This is a genomic window from Streptomyces olindensis (genome assembly GCF_040645895.1).
Lineage (GTDB): Bacteria > Actinomycetota > Actinomycetes > Streptomycetales > Streptomycetaceae > Streptomyces > Streptomyces olindensis.
In genome coordinates, this window is record NZ_JBEYZD010000020.1 from 111,862 (window position 1) to 137,248 (window position 25,387).

The window sequence follows — 25,387 nt, forward strand, 5'->3', positions numbered from 1 at the left end:
CCGGGCCCGAACCGGGCTGCCGGGCGACGCGGCCAGGGCAGACGGCTCCCCCGGCCGGGCGGTGCATGCCGGCCGTGTGCAGCCGGGCGGTGCATGCCGGCCACGTGCAGCCGGCCGGCACGACACAGCCGACGCCGGCCCACGGCCCCTGCTGCGGCCAGACCTGCGGTGGCGCCCCGCCACCCCCCGACGGCAGGGCGCCACCACCCCCGCTACTCCCCCGCTACTCCCCCGCTACCTCCCCCCGAGCGCTTCCCGTATCGCGAAGTACGCCGGCTTGCGCCGCAGTTCCTCGTCCCACGGCAGGGCCGCGCCCTCGCCCGGGAAGAACGCGGGGATCCACGAGTACTTGTCGGTGTAGTCCCACAGGGTGATGCCGACGCACCGGCGCACCGCCAGGCACGCCTCGGTCAGGTCGCCGTACCACTCGGCCTGCTGGGCCAGCTTCTCCTCGGTCGCGGGCAGCTGCATCCGGACGTCGACCTCGGTGAGCGCGGTGTCGAGGCCGAGCCGGGAGAAGCGGCGGAGGTTGTCCTCCAGGGTGGTGGGATAGCCGTACTGGAGCGCCAGATGGGCCTGCAGGCCGATGCCGTGCAGCGGGACGCCCTCGGCCTTCAGCTCCTTCGCCAGCTTGTAGTACGCGTCGCTCTTCGGACCGATCCCCTCGATGTTGTAGTCGTTGAGGTACAGCTTCACGCGCGGATCGGCCTGGTGGGCCCAGCGCAGCGCGTCGGCGATATAGCCGGGGCCCAGCGTCTTGTAGAACACCGACTCGCGGTACGTGCCGTCCTCGTTGAACGCCTCGTTGACGACGTCCCAGGCGAAGACCTTGCCCCGGTAGTGCCGCACCTCGGCCTGGATGTGCTTCTTCAGCACGGCCCGCAGCTCCGGCGCCGTCCACTCCCGGCTCGTGAGCCAGTCGGGGAGCTGGCTGTGCCAGACCAGGGTGTGGCCGCGCACCTTCTGCCGGTTGGCGCGGGCGAGGTTCACGATCTCGTCGCCCTGGGAGAAGTCGAACACGCCCTGCTCGGGCTCGGTCGCGTACCACTTCATGCCGTTGCCGGGGGTGATCTGGTCGAACTCGTGGCCGAGCAGGGCCTTGTACGGCTCGTCGACGAGCTCGGGGTTGTCTGTCGCGCTGCCGAAGTAGCGGCCGTGTCGCTGGGCGAGGTCGGCGAGGGTCCGTTCCTTGCCGTGTCGTTCGTCCGCCTGTGCCGACGGGCCGGTGGCGATGCCCGAGAGCATCAGCGCGGCGGCGAGCGCCCCGGCGAGTCTGAGCCGGGTAGCGGTCTTGCGCATGGTGCGACTCCTCACGGTCAACGGGTGGGTGAGCCGTACGTCCGCGGGCGCGTCAGCCCTTCGTGGCGCCCGCGGTGAGGCCGCCGACGAGCTGGCGCTCGGCGACCGAGTAGAAGGCGAGGGCGGGGACCATGGCCAGCACCAGATAGGCGAAGACCTTGGCGTACTCCGCCGAGTACTGCCCCTGGAACTGCTGGACGCCGATCGGCAGCGTCCACCACTGCGCGTCGGTGAACACCAGCAGCGGCAGGAAGAAGTTGTTCCAGCTGGTGACGACGGCCAGCACCGAGACGGTGCCGAGCGCGGGCCGGGCCATGGGCAGCAGCACCCGCCAGAAGAAGCCGAGCGGGCTGCACCCGTCGAGCGTGGCCGCCTCCTCCAGCTCGCCGGGGATCTGCCGGAAGAAGCCCCGCAGGATGATGATGGTCATCGGCAGTCCGAAGGCCGCCTGCGGGAGGATCACGCCGAGCGGGTTGTCCAGCAGGTCCAGGGACCGCAGCAGCAGGAACAGCGGCAGGGCCGCCACGGCGAACGGGAACATCAGCCCCATCGTGAACAGCGTGAACAGCACCTCCCTGCCACGGAAGGCGAACCGCGCGAAGGAGAAGGCCGACAGCGCGGAGACGGCGACGACCAGGACGGTCGTGCCGACCGCGATGAGCGTGCTGTTGCCGACCAGCCGCCAGAAGTCGCCCGAGCCGAGGATCTGGGTGTAGTTGGAGGTCACCCATGACTCGGGCAGACCGACGGGGTTGCGGGAGAGCTCGTCGGTGGACTTGAAGCCGGACAGCGCGGCGTAGAGCAGGGGCACGGCCATGACCGCGCCGACGACGACCAGGACGAGGTGCAGCGGGAGGGTCCTGCCCCGGCGCGTCTTCTGAGTGGCTGTCACTTTCCGTCACCCCGCATGGTCGTGGTGGCCCCTTCCAGGTCGCGCCGGAGCACGAACCGCTGGTAGGCGAGGGCGAAGACGAGGCTGATGGCGAACATGACCACACTGATCGCGCTGGCGTAGCCGACCTGGTAGCGCTTGAAGCCGTACTGGAACAGGGTCACGGCCATCGTCTCGGAATGGTGGTCGGGGCCGCCCGCGGTGGTCACCCACACCAGGTCGAAGAGCTGGATCGCCCCGATGACCGACAGGAACACGCTGATGCGCAGGGTCGGCGCGAGCAGCGGCAGCGTGACGTTGCGGAAGCGCTGCCAGGGCCCGGCCCCGTCGATGAGCGCCGCCTCGGTCAGTTCCCTGGGGACGGCCTGGAGCCCGGCCAGGTACAGCATCATGTGGAAGCCGAAGTACTTCCAGGTCATGACGAGGAACAGGGTCGCCATGACGGTCGACGGGTCGGCGAACCACTCCCCGCCCAGCCCGTCCAGCCCGATCCTGCCGAGGACCTGGTCGGCGAAGCCGTCGTCCGGGGCGAAGATCATGCCGAAGAGCACGCCTGTGATGGCCTCGGACAGCACGTACGGGGCGAAGAACAGCATCCGGTACACCGCACGGCCGCGCATGCGCTGGTTGAGCAGCACGGCCATGGCGAGCGCGAACGGCAACTGGAGGGCGAGCGACAGCACCACCAGGACCAGGCAGCGCCACAGGTCGCCGAGGAAGACGTCGTCCTGGAAGAGCCGGGAGAAGTTCTCGCCGCCGACGTAGTCGGAGGGCATGCCGAAGCCGCCCCAGCGGAAGAAGGCGGCGTACAGCGCGAACAGCATCGGCAGCAGCACGAGCCCCATGAACAGCACCAGGGCCGGCAGTTGGAAGGCCGTCGCGGTCAGCCAGTTCAGGGTGCGCCGCCGGGCCCGGCCCCGGTCCCGGCGGGCGGCCGGGGCCGGGGGGCCGGTATCACGGCCGGCCCGTTTGTCCGGCAGGTACGTGGAGGTCATCGCCGTTTACTGCTCTTCCTTCGAGGTCCTGGTGATCGACTGGGCGACCTGCCCGGGCGACTTGGACCCGGCGATGAGCGCGGCGACGCTGTCGTTGACCTCCTGGCCGACGGCGGGCGCGTACGCCTGGTCGAGGTAGAGCTGGAAGCCGGTGGCCTTCTTCAGCTGTGCCTGTACGGCCTTGATGTTGGGGTCGGCGATGGCGCTCTCGGCCGCCGGCACCACGGGCAGGACGCCCGTCTTCTTCACCAGCTCCCGGTCGGTGGCCTCGGACGCGAAGAACTTCAGGAAGTCGACGGCCGCCTGGGGCGCGCCCCGGCGCAGGGCGTGCCCGCCGCCCCCGCCGAACACCTCGGTGATGGCGCCCCGGCCGCCCTCGACCGCGGGGAACGGGAAGAAGCCGAGGTCCTTGCCGAGGCCCTTGCCCGCGTCGGCCTGCACCACGGGCGCCCACTGGCCCATGAGCTCCATGGCCGCCCTGCCGTTGCCGACGGTGGCGGCCTGGCCGGTGGGGGTGAAGTAGGCGGCGCCGAGGAAGCCCTTCTGGAACGGCTTCAGGGCGACGAGTTCCTCCAGGTGCTCTCCCGCCTCGACGAAGGGCGCACCGGTGAAGTCCTTGTCCTCGTAGGCCTTCTGCAGCGCCCCGGCGCCGGCGGTGCGCATCGCCAGGTAGGCCCAGTAGTACATGCCGGGCCACTTCTCCTTGCCGGCCAGGGCCAGCGGCGTGATCTGCGCGGACTTCAGCTTGCGCACGGCGTCGAGGAAGCCGCTCCAGGTGGTCGGCGGCGCGCTGATGCCGGCCTTCTCGAACAGCGCCTTGTTGTACCAGAAGCCGATCATGCCGATGTCGAACGGGATGCCGTAGACGCGGTCGTCGAGGAGGTACGGCTCGCGCGCGACCGGCAGCAGGGCGTCGCCCCACGGCTTGGTCCGGTCCGTGAGGTCTTCGACGAGCCCGGCGTCGACCTGCTGCCTAAGGACGCCGCCGCCCCAGGTGTGGAAGATGTCGGGCAGCTTGCCGGAGGAGGTCAGGGCCGTCATCTTCGACTTGTAGGCGTCGTTCTCCAGCTGGACGATCTTCACCTTGACCTTGGGGTTCTGCGCCTCGAACTTCTTGGCCAGGGCGGCCCAGACGCCCTTGGTGGGCTCGGTGGTGGAGATGTTCCACCACTCGATGGTGGTCGTCCCGGACGACCCTCCGCCTGAGTCCCCGCCGCATGCGGTCAGTGCCGTCATTCCCAGACCGGCCGCGGCGGAGGCCGCCAGGAAGCCGCGGCGGGACAGTGCCGGGTCGCCCATCATGCGCTCCTCGAAAGTTTCGAATGAGATTCAGAAAGATGCGTTGCTGCCGCACCCTAGAGACAGGGGGTAAACAGTGGCAACCCCTTGTACACGGTGAATCTTTCCTCGACAGGAGGACCCTGGAAGGGTGCCGAAACATTCGATCGCCGAGACGAACCTTACGGATCCGCCGATCACGCTGTGTACCCGCCTGTGCGTCGCACGACCGGCGGCGGCACTCCGGCCGGACGGAGCCGCCGCAGACGCCCTCAACTGGCGTTTTGATCCCTGCGGCCATACCGCGGGTCAGTCTTAACGGAAGCTTGACGCGGACAGCCCCCACATCCACCGGCCAAGGCATCACGCTCCGCTTACGCTGATCTGGCCGTCCAGTGATGGCCGGAACCGCACTGAGCCGCACATCGGGAGCACGTCGATGGCCACCACTGAGCACCCCGGACCGGGCGTCGAGGAGCCCGCTCCATCCGGTCGTCTGCGCGCCTGGATGCTGCAGGGACTGTCCGACATGGGCAAGACCGGCGGCCACACGGGACCGCACGCCGAACCGGAGCCCGCGCACCAGGGCCGACCCTGGTGGCGGGTGATGTGCCTGACCGGCGTCGACTACTTCTCCACGCTCGGCTACCAGCCGGGCATCGCCGCCCTCGCCGCCGGCCTGCTCTCTCCCGTCGCGACCATCGTGCTGGTCGTCGTCACCCTGGCCGGCGCCCTGCCGGTCTACCGGCGCGTGGCCGAGGAGAGCCCCCACGGCGAGGGCTCGATCGCGATGCTGGAGCGGCTGCTGTCCTTCTGGCAGGGCAAGCTGTTCGTGCTGACCCTGCTGGGCTTCGCGGCCACCGACTTCCTCATCACCATCACGCTGTCGGCCGCCGACGCCTCCACCCACCTCGTGGAGAACCCGCATCTGACCGGCGTGCTGCACGACAAGCAGATGCTGATCACCCTCGTCCTCGTGGCGCTGCTCGGCGCGGTCTTCCTCAAGGGCTTCCTGGAGGCGATCGGCGTCGCGGTCGCCCTGGTGGGCGCCTACCTCGCGCTGAACGCGGTCGTGGTGGTCGTCGGTCTCTACCACGTCATCACCGCGGGGCACGTGATCACCGACTGGTCGAGCGCCCTCACCGCCCAGCACGGCAACGTCTTCGTCATGATCGGCGTCGCCCTGCTCGTGTTCCCGAAGCTGGCCCTCGGCCTGTCCGGGTTCGAGACCGGCGTCGCCGTGATGCCGCACGTCAAGGGCGACCCGGACGACACCGAGGCACGGCCGGCCGGCCGCATCCGCGACACCAAGAAGCTGCTCACCACGGCCGCCCTGATCATGAGCGTCTTCCTGATCACGACCAGCTTCATCACCACCCTCCTCATCCCCGAGAAGGAATTCGAGGCGGGCGGCCAGGCCAACGGCCGCGCGCTGGCCTACCTGGCGCACGACTATCTGGGCAACACCTTCGGCACGGTCTACGACGTCTCGACCATCACCATCCTGTGGTTCGCCGGCGCCTCCGCGATGGCCGGCCTGCTCAACCTGATGCCGCGCTATCTGCCCCGCTACGGCATGGCCCCGCAGTGGGCCCGCGCCGTGCGCCCCATGGTCATCGTGTTCACGCTGATCGCCTTCCTCGTCACCTGGATCTTCGACGCCGACGTCAACGCGCAGGGCGGTGCCTACGCCACGGGTGTGCTGGTCCTCATCAGCTCCGCCGCGATCGCCGTGACCATCGCCGCCCGCAAGGCCCGGCAGCGGAACTGGACCATCGCCTTCGCGGTCATCTCCGCGGTGTTCCTCTACACGACCGTCGCCAACGTCATCGAGCGTCCGGACGGCGTGAAGATCGGCGCCTGCTTCATCGCCGGCATCATCCTGGTCTCCCTGCTGTCACGGCTGGCCCGGGCGTTCGAGCTCCGCGTCACCAGCGTCACCCTGGACGACATGGCGGCACGCTTCGTCCGCGACATGGCCAGCCGCCGGATGCGGTTCATCGCCAACGAGCCCGACCGGCGCGACATCGCGGAATACCGCGACAAGATCGAGCAGATCCGGCACGACAACGACGTGCCCGGGCACGAGGACTTCGTCTTCGTCGAGGTGACGGTCACCGACCCGTCCGAGTTCGAGGCGGGCCTGACCGTACGCGGCGAGGTGCTCCACGACCGCTACCGCGTCCTGACCCTGGAGTCCTCCTCCATCCCCAACGCGCTGGCCGCCCTGCTCCTCCACGCACGGGACACGACCGGGCGCACCCCGCACATCTACTTCGAGTGGACCGAGGGCGGGCCCTTCGCCAACCTCCTGCGCTTCTTCCTGTTCGGCCAGGGCGAGGTCGCCCCGGTGACCCGCGAGGTCCTGCGCGAGGCGGAACCGGACCGGAAGCGGCGCCCGAGGGTGCACGTGGGCTGAGTCAGCGCGCCGCCCCGCGCCTGCCGAAGCGCCGGCGCGTACGACGTCGCCATATCGCGTCAAACCCTGCGGCCGGCCCCGCGGCCGCAGTTCCCCTCCCTCGCCCCTATCGTGACCGGCATGCAGTCCTACACGATCGGCCAGGCAGCACGGCTGCTCGGCGTGAGCCCCGACACCGCCCGGCGCTGGGCGGACGCCGGCCGCCTGACCACCCACCGCGACGAGACCGGGCGACGGCTCGTCGACGGACGGGACCTGGCCGCGTTCTCCGTGGAACTCGCCCGGTCCGGCACCGCCGAGGAGGACACCCCGTACACCTCGGCGCGCAACGCCTTCCCCGGCATCGTCACCGCGATCAAGCTCGGCGACGTCGCCGCCCAGGTCGAGATCCAGGCCGGCCCGCACCGGCTCGTCTCCCTGCTCACCCGCGAGGCCGTGGAGGAACTGGGGCTGGAGGTCGGCATGGAGGCGACGGCCCGGGTGAAGTCGACGAACGTGCACATCGACCGCACCTGACCACTCGGAGATACGCACATACACACCCACCACCCCCTTCGGCCTGGCTCATGCGATGCGACAGGAGACTTCTGCCTCGCAGATGCGTCAGTATGATCGGCGTATCGGAAGGGCCCTGCGGGCTCTTCCTCGCGCACACAGAGGGAGTGGCCACGAGATGACCCGTTCCGCGCACCGGACCCGCCGGACGCTCCAGGTCGCGGGTGTGTCGGCCGCCGCGCTGCTGACGCTGAGCGCCTGTTCCTCCTCCGCCACGAGTTCGGACAAGGGCTCCTCCTCGTCCCCGAAGCTCTCCGGCACGGTCACCGTCTTCGCCGCCGCCTCCCTGGAGGAGAGCTTCGAGGCCCTGGGCAAGACCTTCGAGAAGCAGTACCCTGGCACCAAGGTCGCGTTCAACTTCGGCGGCAGCGACACCCTCGCCGCCAGCATCACCGGCGGCGCCCCCGCCGACGTCTTCGCCGCCGCCAGCACCAAGACCATGGCGATCGTGGCGGACAAGGGGGACACGGCGGGCACCCCGGCCACCTTCGTCCGCAACCGGCTGGAGATCGCCACCCTGCCGGGCAACCCCGACAAGATCTCCTCCCTCGAGGACCTCACCGAGCCCGGTCTGAAGGTCGTCCTGTGCGACAGGACGGTTCCGTGCGGCGCCGCCGCCGAGAAGGCGCTGGACGCCGGCGGCCTGAAGCTCACCCCCGTCTCGTACGAACAGGACGTCAAGAGCGCCCTGACCAAGGTCGAACTGAAGGAGGCCGACGCGGCCGTCGTCTACCGGACCGATGTGCGCGCGGCGGGCGACAAGGTGGCGGGCGTGGAATTCCCCGAGTCGGCCGAGGCCGTCAACGACTATCCGATCGCCCGGCTCAAGAACGCCCCCAACCCCGGGACGGCGAAGGCCTTCATCGCCCTGGTCCGCTCCGCCGAGGGCCAGAAGGTGCTGTCCGGGGCCGGGTTCCTCAAGCCGTGACCGACACGCTGGAGAGCCGCCCCCGCCGCGACGGCCGCAGCGACCGCGACCGCCACCGCGGCCGGTACCGGCCGGTGCCGATCCCCCTGCTGGTGCCCGCCCTCGTCGGCCTGGCGTTCCTGCTCCTGCCCCTGGCCGCCCTGCTGATCCGGGCGCCCTGGCGCAGCCTTCCCGAGCAGCTGACCAGCGCGGAGGTGTGGGAGGCGCTCCGGCTGTCCCTCGTCTGCGCCACGGCCGCGACGGTGCTGAGCCTGGTCCTCGGGGTGCCCCTGGCCTGGCTGCTCGCCCGCACGCGCTTCCCGGGCCGCGGATTCGTGCGGGCCCTGGTCACCCTGCCGCTGGTGCTGCCGCCGGTCGTGGGCGGTGTCGCCCTGCTGCTCGCCTTCGGGCGCAACGGCGTCGTCGGCCAGTGGCTCGACGCCTGGTTCGGGATCACGCTGCCCTTCACGACGACGGGCGTGGTCCTCGCCGAGACCTTCGTGGCGATGCCGTTCCTCGTCATCAGCGTGGAGGGCACCCTGCGCGCCGCCGACCCGCGCTACGAGGAGGCCGCCACCACCCTGGGCGCCTCCCGCTTCACCGCCTTCCGCCGGGTCACCCTGCCGCTGATCGCGCCGGGCATCGCGGCCGGTGCGGTGCTGGCCTGGGCCCGGGCGCTGGGGGAGTTCGGCGCGACGATCACCTTCGCGGGCAACTTCCCGGGCCGGACGCAGACCATGCCCCTCGCGGTCTACCTCGCCCTCCAGAACGACCCGGCGGCGGCGATCGCCCTCAGCCTGGTGCTGCTGGCCGTGTCCATCGCCGTGCTGGCGGCCCTGCGGGACCGCTGGATGACGGCGTCGTGATGCCGTGGCCCGCCCCCTGACCTCCTGGACGTGATCCTCATGACCGAGACGACCGACCTCGGCGCATCGCCTCCCGGTCCGCTCCCCGAAGGCCTCGACGCCCGTCTCGTCGTCGACCGCGGCGCGTTCCGCCTCGACGTCACGCTCACCGCGGCGCCCGGCGACGTCGTCGCCCTGCTCGGACCCAACGGCGCCGGCAAGACCACGGCCCTGCGCGCACTGTCCGGCCTGATCCCGCTCACGTCCGGCCATCTGCGGCTGGACGGCACCCGGCTGGACGGCACGGCACCCGAGTCCCGTCCGGTCGGTGTCGTCTTCCAGGACTATCTGCTCTTCCCGCACCTGACCGCCCTGGACAACGTCGCCTTCGGGCCGCGCTGCCGGGGCGCCGGCAAGGCCGAGGCCCGTGCCCAGGCCGCCGAGTGGCTCGACCGCATGGGCCTCGCCGACCTCGCGGGGGCCAAGCCCCGCCGCCTCTCCGGCGGTCAGGCCCAGCGCGTGGCCCTGGCCCGTGCCCTGGCCACCCGGCCCCGGCTGCTGCTCCTGGACGAGCCGCTCGCCGCGCTCGACGCCCGTACCCGCCTGGAGGTGCGCGCCCAGCTCCGGCGCCACCTCGCCGAGTTCGAGGCGGTGGCCGTCCTCGTCACGCACGACCCGCTGGACGCCATGGTGCTGGCCGACCGCCTGGTCGTCGTCGAGGACGGCCGGGTCGTCCAGGAGGGCACGCCCTCCGACATCGCCCGCCACCCCCGCACGGACTACATCGCCCGGCTCGTCGGCCTCAACCTCTACAAGGGACGGGCCGAGGGCCACACGGTCCGTCTGGACGCGGGTCCGGGCATCACGACCACGGAGGAGCTGTCCGGCCCGGTCTTCGTGGCGTTCCCGCCGGGCGCGGTGACGCTGTACCGGGACCGCCCGACCGGCTCCAGCGCCCGCAACCTGTGGCACTGCGAGGTGGCCGGCCTGGAGACGCACGGCGACCAGATCCGCGCGGACCTGACCGGCGAGGTGGCCCTGACCGCCGACCTCACCACGGTCGCCGCGGCCGAACTCGACCTCCACCCCGGGGTCCCGGTGTGGGCGGCGGTCAAGGCGACGCAGACCCACGCATACCCGGCATGAGGGATGTGTCGGGCTACCGTGGCCCCCATGAGCCTGAGCATCCGCAACCAGCTCCCCGGCGTCGTCACGGCCGTCACGCCCGGCGAGGTCATGGCGACGGTCAGGGTCCGCCTCACCGGCGGCCAGGACCTCACCGCGGCGATCACCCGCGAGGCCACCGAGGATCTCCGCCTCGCTCCTGGCACCGCCGTGCGGGCCCTGGTGAAGTCCACGGAGATCTCGCTGGCCACCGCACCCGTCGAGGGCCTGTCCATCCGCAACCGGCTCGCGGGCACGGTCCAGGACGTCACGGCCGGCGACGCGATGGCCTCGGTCCGCGTCACCGTCGAGGACGGCGCCCTGACCGCCGCGATCACCAAGGACGCCGCGGACGACCTCGCCCTGTCGCCCGGAACACCGGTGGTCGCCCTGATCAAGTCGACCGAGGTCGCACTCGCCACCCCATGACGGGAGGGGCCCCACATCGCGGAGCCCCTCCCACGGACCGGCGTTCGCCGGATCAGTCCTCGTACGCGTCCAGCGGCGGGCAGGAGCAGACCAGGTTCCGGTCGCCGAAGGCCTGGTCGATGCGGCGCACCGGCGGCCAGTACTTGTCGGCGGCCGAGACCCCGGCCGGGAAGACGGCCTCCTCACGGCTGTAGGCGTGCTCCCACTCCCCGGCGAGCGCGCCGGCGGTGTGCGGGGCGCCGCGCAGCGGGTTGTCCTCGGCGGGCCACTCACCGGAGCCGACCTTCTCGATCTCCGCGCGGATGGCGATCATCGCGTCGCAGAACCGGTCCAGCTCGCTCAGGTCCTCCGACTCGGTCGGCTCGATCATCAGCGTCCCGGCCACCGGGAACGACATCGTCGGCGCGTGGAAGCCGTAGTCGATGAGCCGCTTGGCCACGTCGTCGACGCTCACGCCGGTCGCCTTGGTCAGCGGCCGCAGGTCGATGATGCACTCGTGCGCGACGAGCCCGCCCGGGCCGGTGTACAGCACCGGGTAGTGCGGCTCCAGGCGCTTGGCGATGTAGTTGGCGCTGAGCACCGCCACCTGCGTGGCCCGCTTCAGCCCCTCGCCGCCCATGAGCCGGACGTACGCCCAGGAGATCGGCAGGATCCCGGCGGAGCCCCAGGGCGCCGCGGAGATGGGCCCGACGCCCGTCTCGGGGCCGGCCTCGGGCTGCAGCGGGTGGTTCGGCAGGTAGGGCGCGAGGTGCTCGCGCACCGCGACCGGACCGACGCCGGGACCGCCGCCGCCGTGCGGGATGCAGAAGGTCTTGTGCAGGTTCAGGTGCGAGACGTCCCCGCCGAAGTGCCCGGGCTTGGCGAGCCCCACGAGCGCGTTGAGGTTGGCCCCGTCGACGTAGACCTGCCCGCCCGCCTCGTGCACCTGCGCGCAGATCTCGGAGACGTGCTCCTCGAACACGCCGTGCGTGGACGGGTACGTGATCATCAGCACCGCCAGCTCGTCGCGGTACTGCTCGATCTTCGCCCGCAGGTCCTCGACGTCGATCTCGCCGTCCTCGGCGGTCTTCACGACGACGACCTTCATGCCCGCCATCACCGCGCTCGCGGCGTTGGTGCCGTGCGCGGACGAGGGGATGAGGCACACCGTGCGCTGCTCGTCCCCGTTGGCCCGGTGGTACCCGCGGACGGCGAGCAGCCCGGCCAGCTCACCCTGCGATCCGGCGTTCGGCTGGAGGGACACCTTGTCGTACCCGGTGACCTCGGCGAGCCGGTCCTCCAGCTCGTGGATGAGCGTGAGGTAGCCCTGGGCCTGCTCGGCGGGCGCGAAGGGGTGCAGCTGCCCGAACTCGGGCCAGGTGACCGGCTCCATCTCGGTGGTCGCGTTGAGCTTCATCGTGCAGGAGCCCAGCGGGATCATGCCGCGGTCGAGCGCGTAGTCCCGGTCGGCCAGCCGGCGCAGATAGCGCAGCATGGCGGTCTCGGAGCGGTGCTGGTGGAAGACCGGGTGCGTGAGGTAGTCGTCGGTGCGCAGCAGCCCGGCCGGAAGCCCGTCCTCCGCGGCGGCGTCCAGCGCCTCGATGACCCCCTCGACACCGAAGGCCGCCCACACCGCCCGCAGCTGGGCGCGCGTGGTGGTCTCGTCGCAGGCGATCGAGACGTGATCGGCGTCGACGAGCCGGAGGTTGACCCCGTTCTCCTGCGCGGCGGCCACGACGTCGGCGGCCCGGCCCTCGACGCGCACGGTCAGGGTGTCGAAGTAGGAGCCGTGCACGACCTCGACGCCGCCGTCCGCGAGCCCGGCGGCCAGGACCGTGGCGTACCGGTGGGTGCGCCGCGCGATGCCCTTCAGGCCCTCCGGGCCGTGGTAGACGGCGTACATGCCGGCCATGACGGCGAGCAGCACCTGCGCCGTGCAGATGTTGCTGGTCGCCTTCTCGCGGCGGATGTGCTGCTCTCGGGTCTGCAGCGCCAGCCGGTAGGCCCTGTTCCCGTCGGCGTCCACGGACACGCCGACGAGCCGCCCGGGCAGGCTGCGCGCCATCTTCTCCTGGACGGCCATGTAGCCGGCGTGCGGCCCGCCGAAGCCCATCGGCACACCGAAGCGCTGGGTCGTCCCGACCGCGATGTCCGCGCCCAGCTCACCGGGCGACTTCAGCAGCGTCAGCGCGAGCAGGTCGGCGGCGACGATGACGAGCGCCCCGAGCTCGTGCGCCTGGTCGATGACCGGCTTGATGTCCCGTACGGCACCGGAGGCGCCCGGGTACTGGATCAGCACGCCGTTGATCTCGCGTTCGGCGACCTCGGCCGGGATGCCGTCGGTGAGGTCGGCGACGACGACCTCGACGCCGGTCGGCTCGGCCCGGGTCTGGATCACCGCGATGGTCTGCGGCAGCGCGTCCGCGTCGACCAGGAACAGGCCCTTCTTGTTCTTGCCCATACGCCGCGACAGCGCCATGGCCTCGGCGGCCGCGGTGCCCTCGTCCAGCAGGGAGGCACCGGAGGTCGGCAGTCCGGTCAGGTCGGCGACCATGGTCTGGAAGTTGAGCAGCGCCTCGAGCCGCCCCTGCGAGATCTCCGGCTGGTACGGCGTGTAGGCCGTGTACCAGGCCGGGTTCTCCATGACGTTGCGCAGGACGACCGGCGGGGTGAACGTGCCGTAGTAGCCGAGGCCGATCATGGAACCGAGGACCTGGTTGCGGTCGGCGAGGGAACGCAGCTCGGCGATCACCTCGGCCTCGCTGCGCGCGCTCGGCAGGTCGAGGGCCTCGGTGCTCTTGATCACGGCCGGGACGGCGGCGGACGTCAGCTCGTCCAGCGAGCCGTAGCCGACCTGCGCGAGCATCTTGGCGCAGGCCTCGTGGTCGGGCCCGATGTGGCGCTGCTCGAAGGGGACTGCCTCTTCGAGCTCGGAGAGCGGAATGCGGTGGGCGGTCATTTGCGGAGGCCTCCTGGTCACACGACCTTCGAGGGGCACCACGGCGCGGGTACCCGGACGGCCTCCCCCTCTGTCATCTCAACCTGAGAGCTTCACCGGATCGCCCGAAGGCCTCCGGCTTTCACCGTCGGTGAGAGCGGAAACCGTCGAGACCCGCTCTGCTTTCCAGAGTGACCTCGTCCGTGCGGTACGTGAGCCTGAGAGATTCCGGGGAGGATTTGCTCCTTCGGCGCCTCCGGTGGTGTCCGGAGGACTCTCCCGCACGGGGTCAACAGCCGCTGCCAGCGTACCAGCGAGGTCAACGCACGAACCTTCGAGTGGCCGCCTCTACGATTGTGCCGTTTTGTAGTGATTACGGATGAGTTGCGACCCTGTGGAGGGCCCGTGCGTACCGATATCGATCCGCGCAACCTGATCGGCCGCAAGGCATTCGACCGCAACGGCACCAGGATCGGCACGATCGACGAGGTGTACCTCGACGACGCCACCGGCGAGCCCGAGTGGGCGGCCATACGGACCGGCCTGTTCAGCAGGGACGCGTTCGTCCCCCTGGAGCCCAGCGAACTGATCGACGGCGCCCTCCACGTGCCCTTCGACCGCGCCCTGATCAAGGACGCCCCCGACTTCGGCGTCGGCCGCCACCTCTCCCCGGAGCAGGAACTCCAGCTCTACCACCACTACGGCCTCGACATCGCCGCTCCTCCCCCGCTCCCGGACCACAGCTTCGGCAAACTGGCAGGCACAGACGAGCCGACCTCCTGAAGCCCGCCCAGCCGCAGGCAACCCTTCCTGCCGCGCCCTTCCGCCCTGCTGCCGGGCCATCTCGCGGGCCGTCGAGGGCCCGCTCCCTACGCCGACGACGCCCCCGCCTGCGCATCCCCGGCACCAGGCACGCCACAGGCCTCACCGCCGCCGCCCTCAGCCGAAGCGGACCCGGCACCCCCAGCCCCCTCGGATCTTCGTAACACCAGCGGCAACGGATCCGCCGGCTCCAGATCGGGATCGTCCACCCGGAAGGTCCGCACCCGCCCGGGCGCCGAACCGGGCGTCTCGAACCGTACGGTCACCCGCCCCAGACCACTGCCCTGCACCCACCCGTGCCCGTACTCGGCGTGCCGCACGTCGTGCCCGGCGGGCCACCGCCGCTCGGCGAGGGCCGGCTGCACCTCGGCCTGCGCCGCGACGTCTTCCTCGACCGGCCCCTCCGCGACGGCCCGCTCCCCCGCCGCCTGCGCGAAGAGGTCTTCCTGCGTGTAGTCGGCGAGCCCGCTGACCCCGACCCCGAGCAGCCGCACCCCGCCCGTCGTGTCGACCGAGTCCAGCAGCCGGGCCGCCGCCTCACGGATCACCGCGGGGTCGTCCGTGGGCCCGCGCAGCGTCTCGGAGCGGGTGAGCGTCGAGAAGTCGTACCGCCGCACCTTGAGCACGATGGTCCGCCCGGACATCCCGGCCCCCCGCAGCCGCCGCACGCACCGGTCGGCGAGGCGCTGCACCTCCAGCCCGACCCGCACCCGGTCGTGGATGTCCACGTCGTAGGTGTCCTCGACCGACACCGACTTCGCCTCCCGCTCCGCCACCACGGGCCGGTCGTCCCGCGCCAGCGCCATGGCGTAGAGGCCGTGTCCGTGCGCCTTCCCGAGCAGCCGGACCAGTTCGTCCTCACCCGCCTCGACGATCTCCTCGACCGTGGTGATCCCGGCCCGCCGCAGGTGGTCGCCCGTCGCCGGCCCCACCCCGGGCAGCGTCCGCACCGACATCGGCCCGAGCATGACCCGCTCGGTGCCCGGCTCGATCACGACCAGCCCGTCGGGCTTGGCCTGCTCCGAGGCGATCTTCGCGAGCATCTTGGAGGCGGCGAGCCCCACCGACCCGGTGACCCCCGTGGCGGCCTGGATGTCGGCGCGCAGCCGCGCCCCGACCAGACGCGCCGACTGCTCGTCCCAGGCCGCTCCGCCGGCCTCCAGGTCCACGAACGCCTCGTCCAGGCTCAGCGGCTCCACCAACGGCGACAGCGCGCGCAGCAGCTCCATCACCCGCTCGCTGATCGCCCGGTAGAGCCCGAAGCGCGGCACCAGGTACGCCGCGTTGGGCGCGAGCCGCCGGGCCTGCCCCATGGGCATCGCCGAATGCACCCCGAAGACCCGTGCCTCGTACGACGCCGTGGCGACCACACCCCGGGGTCCGAGGCCGCCGACGACCACGGCCTTCCCGCGCAGGCTCGGCTTGGAGGCCTGCTCCACCGAGGCGAAGAAGGCGTCCATGTCGAGATGCAGGATCGTGGGCGCGGTTCTCACATCTCCGATGCTGCCCTACGCCACTGACAACGCCCCCGGCAACCGCTCGAACCACGCCGACGGCAAGCGCTTGCAGCGCGGCGCGGAAACGTCCCGCCTCCTGCGGCCACAGCCGACCCGGGGTTCAGACAGCCCGGTTCCGCCGTCGCGCCAGCTCGTCCGCCGGGTTGGGTCCGACCAGCGTCTCGCCGGTGTCGATCCGCTCCCCGTGCAGCTGGGACAGCGCGCTCTCGACGTCCCGCCACACCACGCCCACGGCGATCCCGAAGACACCCTGCCCGCCTTGGAGCAGGGCGTGGACCTCGTCCGGCGAGGTGCACTCGTACACCGTCGCGCCGTCGCTCATCAGCGTCATCCGCTCCAGGTCGCGGAAACCGCGTTCTCTGAGGTGCTGGACGGCTGTGCGGATGTTCTGCAGCGACACACCGGTGTCGAGGAACCGCTTGACGATCTTCAGGACGACGACGTCCCGGAAGCTGTACAGCCGCTGCGTCCCGGACCCGTAGGCGGGGCGCACGCTCGGCTCGACGAGACCCGTGCGGGCCCAGTAGTCCAGCTGCCGGTAGGTGATACCGGCGGCGGCGCATGCCGTGGGACCTCGATAGCCGATCTGCTCGGACGCCATGGACGTCGTCCCTCCGCTGCTCGGCACGGCCGTAGGTCGCTGCGGAGCGTGGTCGGCCGCGCCGCCGGGCTGGGAGTATCCCCCGCTCGAGCGGAACTGAGAGCCGGGGGGAGGGTACGGACCGCTCGCCCTGAGACTGCGCTCGGGGCCGCCCCCAGCCGTACCGTCGCCGCTGCTTCTCACGCCGACCTCCGTCCTTGACCTGCCTTCTCGACGGTAGGCAGTCACCAGGGGTGCGTCAACGATCGCCACACTCGCCACGCCGAGTGATAATCACCCTAGGAGTGGTTTCCCGTGCCCCACCGCGGGGAAAGGCTAGCCGAATGCCTTCGGCCCGGGCCGCGTGACGCTCTCACTCGCCCCGGGCACATGCGGGCATTTCACCCGGACAACGCGACGGGCGACCCCGCCGCGGACCACATCGTCCGCCGGGCCGCCCACACGTCTTCTCACCGACCGCTGGTGTTCCCGCCCGTCCGGTACCCACCGGACCGGGGGTCACTGGCTGCTGCTGCCGAAGTCCTCCGGGGAGATCTGGTCGAGGAACTCGCGGAACTTCTCCACTTCGTCCTCCTGCTCGTCCGGAATCGCGATACCGGCGTCGTCGAGCACTGTGTCGCTGCCGTAGATCGGCGTCCCGGTGCGCAGGGCGAGCGCTATGGCGTCGGACGGGCGGGCACTCACCTCGACGCCGCTGGCGAAGACCAGCTCCGCGTAGAAGACGCCCTCACGCAGGTCCGTGATGCGTACCTCCGTGAGCTCCTGGCCGACGGCCTCCAGCACGTCCTTGAACAGGTCGTGGGTCAGCGGCCGCGCGGGAGCCATGCCCTGCTGGGCGAAGGCGATCGCCGTCGCCTCCCCCGGTCCGATCCAAATGGGGAGGTACCGGTCGCCTCCCACTTCACGCAGCAGCACGATCGGTTGGTTGGAGGGCATTTCGACCCGGACACCTACGACATCGAGCTCGTTCACACAGCAACCCTAGGCCGTGCTCGGGATGTTTGGGTAGTCGGGCCGGGATCGGGCACCTGATCCGGCCCCCTGCGAAGCCGGCCGCCTCACGGCAGCCGCACCCCGAGCGCGGTCTGCACGAGCGCCGCGTGCAGCTTCACCGTGAGCCCCGCCAGCTCCTTGGCGCGGGCCTCGGCGTGAGCCCTGGTCTGCGGGTTCCGGTGCCGCCTCAGCGGAGCCACGACCTGGTCCACGAGCCCGGCCTCCCGGTCGGCGGCGGCCTTCATCACCCGCAGGTGCCGCGGCTCGATCCCGAACCGCCCGAGCTCGACGACGAGCGAGGCCACCGTGACCGCCTCGGCGTCGTACGCCCCGTCCTCCAGTGGAGTGACGAGCCCGTACGACTCCCACTCCCTGAGCTCCTCCTCCTCGACCCCGGCGGCGGCGAGCAGCTCGGCACGCCCGATCCTGGCGGCCGTGGGCCCCTCGGTCGGCTCGGGCGCGGCCTCACCCTCCCGCTGACGGCCCAGCGCCGGCAGCGGTACCGCCTCACCGCGCTCCATGGCCTCCAAGTGCTCCCGGATCACCTTCAGGGGCAGATAGTGGTCCCGCTGCATCCTCAGGACGTGGCCGAGGCGCTCGACGTCGTGGGCGCTGAACTTGCGATACCCCGAGGGGGTCCGCTGCGGCTCGATGAGCCCCTCCGACTCCAGAAAACGGATCTTGGAGATGGTGACTTCGGGAAACTCGTCGCGCAGCACGTTCAGCACCGTGCCGATGCTCATCAGCCCACTGTCCGTGGCGGCGGCGCCGTGCCCGGCACCGCCGCTCGGTGTTCGAAGCATGGACCTTCCCTGACGGATGGACCTTCGCTGGGGGTCGCCCGGGACCGGACCCGGGTCAGTAGCCCCGCTGGCTGGCGTAGAAGACCAGCCGGTACTTGCCGATCTGCACCTCGTCACCGTTGTTCAGGGCGACCTGGTCGATCCGCTCGCGGTTCACGTACGTGCCGTTCAGGCTGCCCACGTCGGCCACCGTGAACGAGCCGTCCTGACCGCGGCGGAACTCCACGTGCCGCCGGGAGACCGTCACGTCGTCCAGGAAGATGTCGCTCTGCGGGTGACGCCCGGCCGTGGTCAGGTCGCCGTCCAGCAGGAAGCGGCTGCCCGAGTTCGGCCCGCGCCGCACGACCAGGAGCGCGGAGCCCAGCGGCAGCGCGTCGACGGCGGCCTGCGCTTCGGGGGACAGCATCGGCATCTGCGTCTGGCCGGTGGTCTCGCTGTCGTAGGCCTCGAGCCCGGAGATGGAGATCGTGGACGTCGTCTCGGACGGGCGCTCCGCCGCCGCCCCGGCCCGCAGCGGCGCGCCGCAGTTCGAGCAGAAACGGCTGTTCTCCGCGTTGCGGTTACCGCACCTCGTACACACCAGGGCCGACATCGGATCCTCCTGCCGCGGCTGCCCACCGGGAGCATTGGACGCATACGGGTCGGAGAACCCTCCACCCGCTCCTGAGGCTGACGGTTGGCCGAAACCTATGCCGCCGGGCTGCGCAGGGTCAACCGACGGCGCGCCCTGACCTCCGGAAATGTCCCCGCCCGGACCACCGACCTGGTCACGGAACAGCGGCCGCTGGCCTTCCGCGTCAGGCTGTGCGCGATGACGAGCGGTCGCGTTGTCGCTGCCCTCTCGCGCGCTCTTGCCGAACAACTTCGCAAACAACTTCACGGGCGATTCCCCTTGACCGAAACAGACCCGCCCGTGGGGCAGGACGAACCCTGACTGAACACTCTGACCGACCCGGACATCCTGACAACGTCCGTCTGCACCAGACAGTTTCCACCACGCACCACCCATTCGGTGCGCCGACCCCCCGCAACCTCATGCCCTCGCCGGACGCCGCCCATGCACCCCCGGTTCACCGCGAGGACGACCGAGCGTAGTCAGGCCGCTTCGCCGCTCGCAAGGCGTCCACGACGATCTTGGTCGACCGCTCGATCGTGGCGGTGGCCTGTTCCTTCTCGAGAGTCTGCACCACGCCTCCGGGGATGTTGAGCGCCGGCTCGAGGTCCTGCGGCTTGCCGATGACCTTGAAACGATAGGGCGCGGTGATCTTGTTCCCGTCGACGCTGACACCCTTGCCCGAGTCCGCGAGGTACGTCCCGGCGACGACCCGCACGCCGTTCACCTGGATCGCCTCCGCACCCGCCGCGCGCAGCTCCTGGATCGCGTCGAGCAGCATGTCCGCTTCGACCGTCCCCTTCGTGTCCTCGATGGTCATGGTGATGCCGGGCCCCTGCGCGGCCACGGTGCCCGCGAGGATGCCGAGTTGCCTCTCCTTCTCGATCGTCTGCTTCCGGGCCTCCTCGGCCTGGTCCGAGCTGTTCTCCAGCTCGTCGCGCTGCTTCTCGAGACCCTGCTTCTCGTCCTCAAGACGCTGTGTGCGGTCATCCAGTTCATCGAGGATCCGGACGAGATCCTCCTGTCGCGCACCGCGCAGGGCACTGTCGCTGTCACTGTTCGAGGCCACCTGCACGGCCAGGCCGAAGCCGAGACCGAACAGCAGGACCGCGACGATGAGTTGAGCCCGTGACAGCCGCGGCGGCCACAACCCCTGCACCAGCCGCTGCCGACCGGTCAGCCGCGGCTCGGGATCCTCCGCCTCCGGTTCGGGCTCCGGAGCCTCCTGGGCGGCGGGGACCGACGCGGACACCTCCCGGGGCAGTTCCTTGCGCAGCCCGCTCCCGGACCCGCGGCGCTCCTCGCGCTGCTCCTCGCTCGTGTCGCCGTGCTCCTCGGCCCGCTTGGCGTCGTGCTCCTCGGCGCGCTTGTCGTCGTGCTCGCTCATCGGCCTCACGCCCGGAACACGTGCCGGCGGATCGCCGCGGCGTTGGAGAAGATCCGGATGCCGAGGACGACCACCACACCGGTAGACAGCTGGGCACCCACGCCCAACTTGTCGCCCAGGAACACGATCAGTGCGGCCACGACGACGTTCGACAGGAACGACACCACGAAGACCTTGTCGTCGAAGATCCCGTCGAGCATGGCCCGCAGTCCGCCGAAGACGGCGTCGAGCGCCGCCACGACGGCGATCGGCAGATAAGGCTCGACCACCGCCGGAACCTCAGGCCGGACCAACAGGCCGGCCACGACTCCCACGACGAGGCCCAGTACGGCGATCACGATGTGCCCTTCTCGCTCTTCTCAGTGCTCGGCTGTGCTGTACGTACGATCACACTCGGTGCGGCAGGCAGCCGGAGGTCGTCCTCCGCGGAAATCGCCGTCCTGATGCCGTAGCTCTCCTGCAGCGCGTTGAGGTACAGCCCGTCCGCGCTGTTCTGGAACCGAGTGCTCAGCCGCTGCCCGTCCCCCACCGCGAGCACCGTGTACGGCGGCACCAGCGGCTTGTTGTCGACCAGTATCGCGTCTCCCGCGGCCCTGATCGCGGACAGCGCCGTCAGCCGCTGCCCGTTGATGGAGATCGCCTCGGCGCCCGACTCCCACAGCCCGTTGACCACGCGCTGCATGTCCCGGTCGCGCACCCGTCCGGTGTCGGAGAACCCGGAGTTCTCACGGGCGTCACCGTCACCGCCCGCGGCGACTTCCTTGGCGTCGTTCACCACGAGCTTCACACCGGGACCGTGCACCCCCACGGCGCCCGACAGGATGCCCACCAGTTCCGACCGGGCACTGCCCCCGCTGTGCTTCAGGGCCTCGCGCTGCCGCGCGCTCACGTCCTCGCGCAGCTCGTCGACGGAGTCCTCCAGCTTGTCCGCCGCCTCGGTCTCCCGGTCGATGCGGTCGACCAGCTCCTCCCGCTCCTTGGCCACGACCGGAGCGGCGACCCGCGCCTGCGCCGCCCCGACGGTCACGACGAGGGCCGCGAGCACCAGGCCTGCGGCGAGTCCCAGCTTCGCCCTGAGGGTCTTCGGCATGCCGGCGTCGCCCGCGGCCCTCTTCCGAGCGGCGGCCTCGGCGTATCCGTCGTCGAGGCTGTGGTCCATGACGTTGGTGATCAACGACATGGACGCATCCGGGCGCCGGGGCCGCGTGGGTGTGCTCCGAATGGGGGGTTGCTGCGGCATGCCGCACATCGTCGCACGTCGCGGCCACTACCTCCGAACGGCCCCACCGGCGTGCCGGACAGGCCCCGTTGGGGACACTTGTCCGGCACGCACGCGTCCAGCCCGTTCTACCGGCCGGCGCTGTCCACGACCGCCGACCACTCGTCGAGCAGGGCCTGCGCGGAGGCGTCGTCCGGCCCCTCGGCCCACAGGTGGGTCACGGCCTCGGCCGGGTCCGGCAGCACCATCACCCAGCGCCCGTCGGTCTCCACCACACGCACCCCGTCCGTGGTGTCCACGAAGCGGTCTCCGGCCGCTTCGACGACCCGCCGCATCACCAGGCCCTTGACGGCCCACGGGGTTGCCAGATCCCGCTTCAGGACGTGCGCCCGCGGGATCCGCGCGTCGATCTGGCTGAGCGTGAGCTGCGTCCGCGCCACGAGCCCGATGAGCCGCACGAAGGCCGCGGTGGCGTCGTACACGCTGCTGAACTCGGGGACGATGAAACCGCCCTTGCCGTCACCGCCGAAGATCGTCCCTTCCTCACCGCCCACGCGCGTGAGGTCGTCCGGAGAGGTGGTCGTCCACTCGACCTGGGTCCCGTGGTACGCCGCCACCTGCTCGGCGATCCGAGTCGTGGTCACCGGCAGCGCGACCCTGCCGCTGCGCCGCTCGGCAGCGACGAGGTCCAGCATGACGAGCAGCGCCCGGTCGTCCTCGATGATCCGCCCCTTCTCGTCGACGAGCGAGAGCCGCTCACCGACGGGGTCGAACCGCACACCGAAGGCGGCTCCCGAGGACGCCACGATCTCCCCGAGCCGCACCATGCCCGACCGCCGCATGTCTGCCGTCTCGGTCGGCCGGGACTCGTCGAGGCCGGGATTGATCGTCAGCGAGTCGACGCCGAGCTTCCCGAGGAGGCTCGGCAGCACGAGCCCCGCACTGCCGTTGGACGCGTCCACGACCACCTTCAGCCCGGAATCGGCGATCCCGGTGGTGTCGACGTTCCGCAGCAGGGACCCGGTGTACGAGTCGAAGACACTGGCCGGGAAGTGCAGGTCACCGATCTCCCCGGGGAAGGCACGCCGGTACTCCTGGCGCGCGAACACCCGGTCCAGCTTCCGCTGACTGCCCTGCGAGAGGTCCGCGCCCTGCCCGTCGAAGAACATGATGTCGACGGAGTCCGGCACCCCGGGCGTGGTACGGATCATGATCCCGCCCGCGCTGCCCCGGGCGGTCTGCTGCCGCGCCACCGGCAGCGGCACGTTCTCCAGGTCCCGCACGTCGATGGCACTGGCCTGCAGCGCGGAGATCACCGCTCGCTTCAGCGCACGGGCACCACGCGAGTGGTCACGGGCCGTCGTGACGGTCGAACCCTTCTTGAGGGTCGTCGCGTAGGCACCCGCAAGGCGCACCGCCAGTTCCGGCGTGATTTCCACGTTGAGGATTCCGGACACACCACGGGCACCGAAGAGGTGCGCCTGTCCCCTGGACTCCCAGATCACCGAGGTGTTGACGAAGGCGCCGGCCTCGATGGTCTTGAACGGGTAGACCCGCACATTGCCCTGAACGATCGATTCTTCACCGATCAGGCACTCATCGCCGATGACCGCGCCGTCCTCGATCCGCGCGGCGCGCATGATGTCGGTGTTCTTTCCGACCACGCAGCCGCGCAGATTGCTGTGCGGCCCCACGTAGACGTTGTCGTGAACGACGGCCTTGTGCAGGAAAGCGCCGCTCTTGACGACCACGTTGGAACCCACGACGGTGTGCTCGCGGATTTCCGCGCCGGCTTCGACCTTGGCGTAGTCACCGATGTAGACGGGCCCGCGGAGAACGGAGTCGGGATGCACCTCGGCGCCCTCGGCGACCCATACTCCCGGGGAGATCTCGAACCCGTCGATGTCGACGTCGACCTTGCCCTCCAGGACATCGGCCTGCGCCTTCACATAGCTCTCGTGGGTGCCGACGTCCTCCCAGTACCCCTCGGCCACATAGCCGTAGATCGGCTTGCCTTCCTTCATCAGCTGCGGGAAGACGTCGCCGGACCAGTCGACGGGCACATCGGGCTCGACGTAGTCGAAGACCTCGGGCTCCATCACATAGATGCCGGTGTTCACCGTGTCGGAGAAGACCTGGCCCCAGGTGGGCTTCTCGAGGAAGCGCTCCACCTTGCCTTCCTCGTCGACAATGGTGATGCCGAATTCCAGTGGATTGGGTACACGCGTCAGACAGACCGTGACCAGGGCGCCCTTTTCCTTGTGGAAATTGATCAGCTCTGTGAGGTCGAAGTCCGTCAGAGCATCGCCGGAGATGACGAGGAAAGCATCGTCCTTCAACGCCTCTTCGGCGTTCTTGACGCTTCCGGCGGTACCGAGTGGCTTCTCCTCATTGGCATAGGTGAGCTCCATACCGAGCTCTTCGCCGTCACCGAAGTAGTTCTTGACGAGCGAGGCCAGGAACTGGACAGTCACGACTGTTTCGTTGAGCCCATGCCTTTTGAGCAGCCTCAGAACGTGCTCCATGATCGGGCGGTTGGCCACAGGCAGGAGCGGCTTGGGCATGCTTGAGGTCATGGGGCGAAGGCGCGTGCCTTCGCCTCCGGCCATCACGACGGCCTTCATGTCGGAAGCGTCCTCCTCGAAGAGACGACGGTCTAGCCGACTTCACTCGCGAGGATTGTCCCGCACTTTTCGACCACGGGCCATCGCACCGCGCTGGTCGGGTCAATCCGCGAGTTCAATCGGCCATGGAGTCCGCACGGACCAGGCGGCGGACTTGTACCACGTAGAGGACTCCTGCCCACCAGTACAGCGTTGTACCCCATCCGGCGAACGCCCATCCGAAAATAGCAGCCAGTGACGAGATCCAACCACTTCCGTCGCTGAGCAGGAGCAAGGGGAAGGCATACATCAAGTTGAAGGTTGCGGCCTTGCCGAGGAAGTTCACCTGGGGTGGCGGATAGCCGTGCCGGCGGAGGATGCCCACCATCACCAGCAGAACCAGCTCTCGCGCCAGAAGTACGGCGGTCAACCACAGGGGGAGAATCTCGCGCCAGGTGAGGCCGACCAATGTCGAGAGAATGTAGAGCCGGTCGGCGGCGGGATCGAGGAGCCGGCCGAGGCTGCTGATCTGGTTCCAGCGCCGCGCGAGCTTGCCGTCCAGGTAGTCACTGATGCCGCTCAGTGCGAGTACCAGGAGGGCCCAGCCGTCACTCTTGGGCCCACCGAACTCAGGCCGCAAAATGAGCCACAGGAAGAGTGGCACGCCGACGAGCCGCGCCATGCTGAGGATGTTCGGGATGGTGAGCACACGGTCCGTCTGGACGCGAGTCTCCTGAACCTCCACCCGGGGGCCTCCTGTGGGAAACGTGCCAACGATGCCCCCTGACCTTACCTCAACGCAAAAAAGCTCTGGCTCTCGGGCTGTGTACCCAAGAGCCAGAGCTCTAAAAGGAGTTCGGCGGCGTCCTACTCTCCCACAGGGTCCCCCCTGCAGTACCATCGGCGCTGTAAGGCTTAGCTTCCGGGTTCGGAATGTAACCGGGCGTTTCCCCTACGCTATAACCACCGAAACACTATGAAACTGTGAACGCCACACCGCCAAAAAAAGCGGGGCTGTTCGTGGTTTCAGAACCAACACAGTGGACGCGAGCAACTGAGGACAAGCCCTCGGCCTATTAGTACCGGTCAACTCCACACGTTACCGTGCTTCCATATCCGGCCTATCAAC

22 protein-coding genes, 1 rRNA gene and 1 riboswitch are annotated in these 25,387 nt (G+C 70.1%); of the genes, 7 read left to right on the plus strand and 16 right to left on the minus strand.

Going from position 1 to position 25,387, the window contains the following annotated elements; all coding sequences use genetic code 11:
- Positions 1 to 234: 234 nt before the first annotated feature.
- The 4 genes from ABZ948_RS15690 to ABZ948_RS15705 all read right to left on the minus strand — a co-directional run bounded on the left by ABZ948_RS15690 (position 235) and on the right by ABZ948_RS15705 (position 4,485).
- A complete protein-coding gene (locus tag ABZ948_RS15690; RefSeq protein WP_359759820.1) occupies positions 235 to 1,299 on the minus strand; it encodes an endo-1,4-beta-xylanase in 1,065 nt (354 codons plus the stop codon).
- 52 nt (positions 1,300 to 1,351) lie between these two features.
- Positions 1,352 to 2,116, minus strand: a complete 765-nt coding sequence (locus ABZ948_RS15695) for a carbohydrate ABC transporter permease (protein ID WP_435857509.1) — start codon at positions 2,114 to 2,116, stop codon at positions 1,352 to 1,354.
- Between the two features lie 71 nt (positions 2,117 to 2,187).
- Positions 2,188 to 3,186 carry a carbohydrate ABC transporter permease gene (locus tag ABZ948_RS15700; protein WP_359759824.1) on the minus strand — a complete coding sequence of 333 codons (999 nt, stop codon included), beginning with the start codon at positions 3,184 to 3,186 and terminating at the stop codon, positions 2,188 to 2,190.
- Positions 3,187 to 3,192: 6 nt separating this feature from the next.
- Complete coding sequence (locus tag ABZ948_RS15705; protein WP_359759826.1) at positions 3,193 to 4,485, minus strand: extracellular solute-binding protein; 1,293 nt, start codon at positions 4,483 to 4,485, stop codon at positions 3,193 to 3,195.
- A gap of 418 nt (positions 4,486 to 4,903) precedes the next feature.
- Between ABZ948_RS15705 and ABZ948_RS15710 the strand changes: the two genes are divergently transcribed.
- The 6 genes from ABZ948_RS15710 to ABZ948_RS15735 all read left to right on the plus strand — a co-directional run bounded on the left by ABZ948_RS15710 (position 4,904) and on the right by ABZ948_RS15735 (position 10,783).
- Positions 4,904 to 6,883 (plus strand): APC family permease, encoded by a 1,980-nt coding sequence (locus tag ABZ948_RS15710; protein WP_359759828.1) that lies wholly within the window; start codon positions 4,904 to 4,906, stop codon positions 6,881 to 6,883.
- 120 nt (positions 6,884 to 7,003) lie between these two features.
- Complete coding sequence (locus ABZ948_RS15715) at positions 7,004 to 7,399, plus strand: TOBE domain-containing protein (protein WP_351345042.1); 396 nt, start codon at positions 7,004 to 7,006, stop codon at positions 7,397 to 7,399.
- A 157-nt stretch (positions 7,400 to 7,556) separates the two neighbouring features.
- Positions 7,557 to 8,366, plus strand: coding sequence for a molybdate ABC transporter substrate-binding protein (gene modA / locus ABZ948_RS15720; protein WP_359759830.1), 810 nt, complete (start codon positions 7,557 to 7,559; stop codon positions 8,364 to 8,366).
- Positions 8,363 to 9,211, plus strand: a complete 849-nt coding sequence (locus ABZ948_RS15725) for an ABC transporter permease (protein WP_435857507.1) — start codon at positions 8,363 to 8,365, stop codon at positions 9,209 to 9,211. The genes modA and ABZ948_RS15725 overlap by 4 nt, the downstream gene beginning before the upstream one ends.
- Before the next feature lie 39 nt (positions 9,212 to 9,250).
- A complete protein-coding gene (locus tag ABZ948_RS15730; protein ID WP_359759832.1) occupies positions 9,251 to 10,336 on the plus strand; it encodes an ABC transporter ATP-binding protein in 1,086 nt (361 codons plus the stop codon).
- Positions 10,337 to 10,363: 27 nt separating this feature from the next.
- Complete coding sequence (locus ABZ948_RS15735; protein WP_359759834.1) at positions 10,364 to 10,783, plus strand: TOBE domain-containing protein; 420 nt, start codon at positions 10,364 to 10,366, stop codon at positions 10,781 to 10,783.
- Positions 10,784 to 10,835: 52 nt separating this feature from the next.
- Here the strand turns inward: ABZ948_RS15735 and gcvP are convergent, their stop codons facing one another.
- Entirely contained in the window at positions 10,836 to 13,721 is a 2,886-nt protein-coding gene (gene gcvP / locus ABZ948_RS15740; RefSeq protein WP_359759836.1) for an aminomethyl-transferring glycine dehydrogenase, read from the minus strand.
- A gap of 175 nt (positions 13,722 to 13,896) precedes the next feature.
- A riboswitch (glycine riboswitch) is annotated at positions 13,897 to 13,992 on the minus strand.
- Positions 13,993 to 14,105: 113 nt separating this feature from the next.
- On the opposite strand from gcvP, the gene ABZ948_RS15745 reads away from it, so the two are divergent.
- Complete coding sequence (locus ABZ948_RS15745; RefSeq protein ID WP_359759837.1) at positions 14,106 to 14,483, plus strand: PRC-barrel domain-containing protein; 378 nt, start codon at positions 14,106 to 14,108, stop codon at positions 14,481 to 14,483.
- An 86-nt stretch (positions 14,484 to 14,569) separates the two neighbouring features.
- On the opposite strand, the gene ABZ948_RS15750 is transcribed toward ABZ948_RS15745, so the two are convergent.
- The 11 genes from ABZ948_RS15750 to rrf all read right to left on the minus strand — a co-directional run bounded on the left by ABZ948_RS15750 (position 14,570) and on the right by rrf (position 25,229).
- The gene (locus tag ABZ948_RS15750) at positions 14,570 to 16,015 is read right to left on the minus strand and encodes a DNA polymerase IV (protein WP_359759839.1); all 1,446 of its coding nucleotides are present in this window, start codon (positions 16,013 to 16,015) and stop codon (positions 14,570 to 14,572) included.
- Between the two features lie 124 nt (positions 16,016 to 16,139).
- A complete protein-coding gene (locus tag ABZ948_RS15755; RefSeq protein WP_359759841.1) occupies positions 16,140 to 16,823 on the minus strand; it encodes a MerR family transcriptional regulator in 684 nt (227 codons plus the stop codon).
- A gap of 315 nt (positions 16,824 to 17,138) precedes the next feature.
- Positions 17,139 to 17,612 carry a bifunctional nuclease family protein gene (locus ABZ948_RS15760; RefSeq protein WP_003988851.1) on the minus strand — a complete coding sequence of 158 codons (474 nt, stop codon included), beginning with the start codon at positions 17,610 to 17,612 and terminating at the stop codon, positions 17,139 to 17,141.
- Positions 17,613 to 17,698: 86 nt separating this feature from the next.
- Positions 17,699 to 18,436 (minus strand): transcriptional regulator FtsR, encoded by a 738-nt coding sequence (gene ftsR / locus ABZ948_RS15765; protein WP_359759843.1) that lies wholly within the window; start codon positions 18,434 to 18,436, stop codon positions 17,699 to 17,701.
- 55 nt (positions 18,437 to 18,491) lie between these two features.
- Positions 18,492 to 19,445 carry a zinc-ribbon and FHA domain-containing protein gene (locus tag ABZ948_RS15770; RefSeq protein WP_359759844.1) on the minus strand — a complete coding sequence of 318 codons (954 nt, stop codon included), beginning with the start codon at positions 19,443 to 19,445 and terminating at the stop codon, positions 18,492 to 18,494.
- A 61-nt stretch (positions 19,446 to 19,506) separates the two neighbouring features.
- On the minus strand, positions 19,507 to 20,436 hold the full coding sequence (locus ABZ948_RS15775; RefSeq protein WP_359759845.1) for a DUF881 domain-containing protein: 930 nt from the start codon (positions 20,434 to 20,436) through the stop codon (positions 19,507 to 19,509).
- Between the two features lie 5 nt (positions 20,437 to 20,441).
- Positions 20,442 to 20,774 (minus strand): small basic family protein, encoded by a 333-nt coding sequence (locus tag ABZ948_RS15780; RefSeq protein WP_003988855.1) that lies wholly within the window; start codon positions 20,772 to 20,774, stop codon positions 20,442 to 20,444.
- Positions 20,771 to 21,685: a DUF881 domain-containing protein gene (locus tag ABZ948_RS15785; protein ID WP_359759846.1), complete on the minus strand. Its 915-nt coding sequence runs from the start codon at positions 21,683 to 21,685 to the stop codon at positions 20,771 to 20,773. Before ABZ948_RS15785 ends, ABZ948_RS15780 begins: the two co-directional genes overlap by 4 nt.
- 98 nt (positions 21,686 to 21,783) lie before the next feature.
- Positions 21,784 to 24,279, minus strand: a complete 2,496-nt coding sequence (locus tag ABZ948_RS15790; protein WP_359759847.1) for a sugar phosphate nucleotidyltransferase — start codon at positions 24,277 to 24,279, stop codon at positions 21,784 to 21,786.
- Between the two features lie 115 nt (positions 24,280 to 24,394).
- Positions 24,395 to 25,003 carry a cardiolipin synthase ClsA gene (gene clsA / locus ABZ948_RS15795; protein WP_190050777.1) on the minus strand — a complete coding sequence of 203 codons (609 nt, stop codon included), beginning with the start codon at positions 25,001 to 25,003 and terminating at the stop codon, positions 24,395 to 24,397.
- A 109-nt stretch (positions 25,004 to 25,112) separates the two neighbouring features.
- Positions 25,113 to 25,229: ribosomal RNA gene (rrf, locus tag ABZ948_RS15800) — 5S ribosomal RNA — on the minus strand.
- Between the last annotated feature and the right edge of the window lie 158 nt (positions 25,230 to 25,387).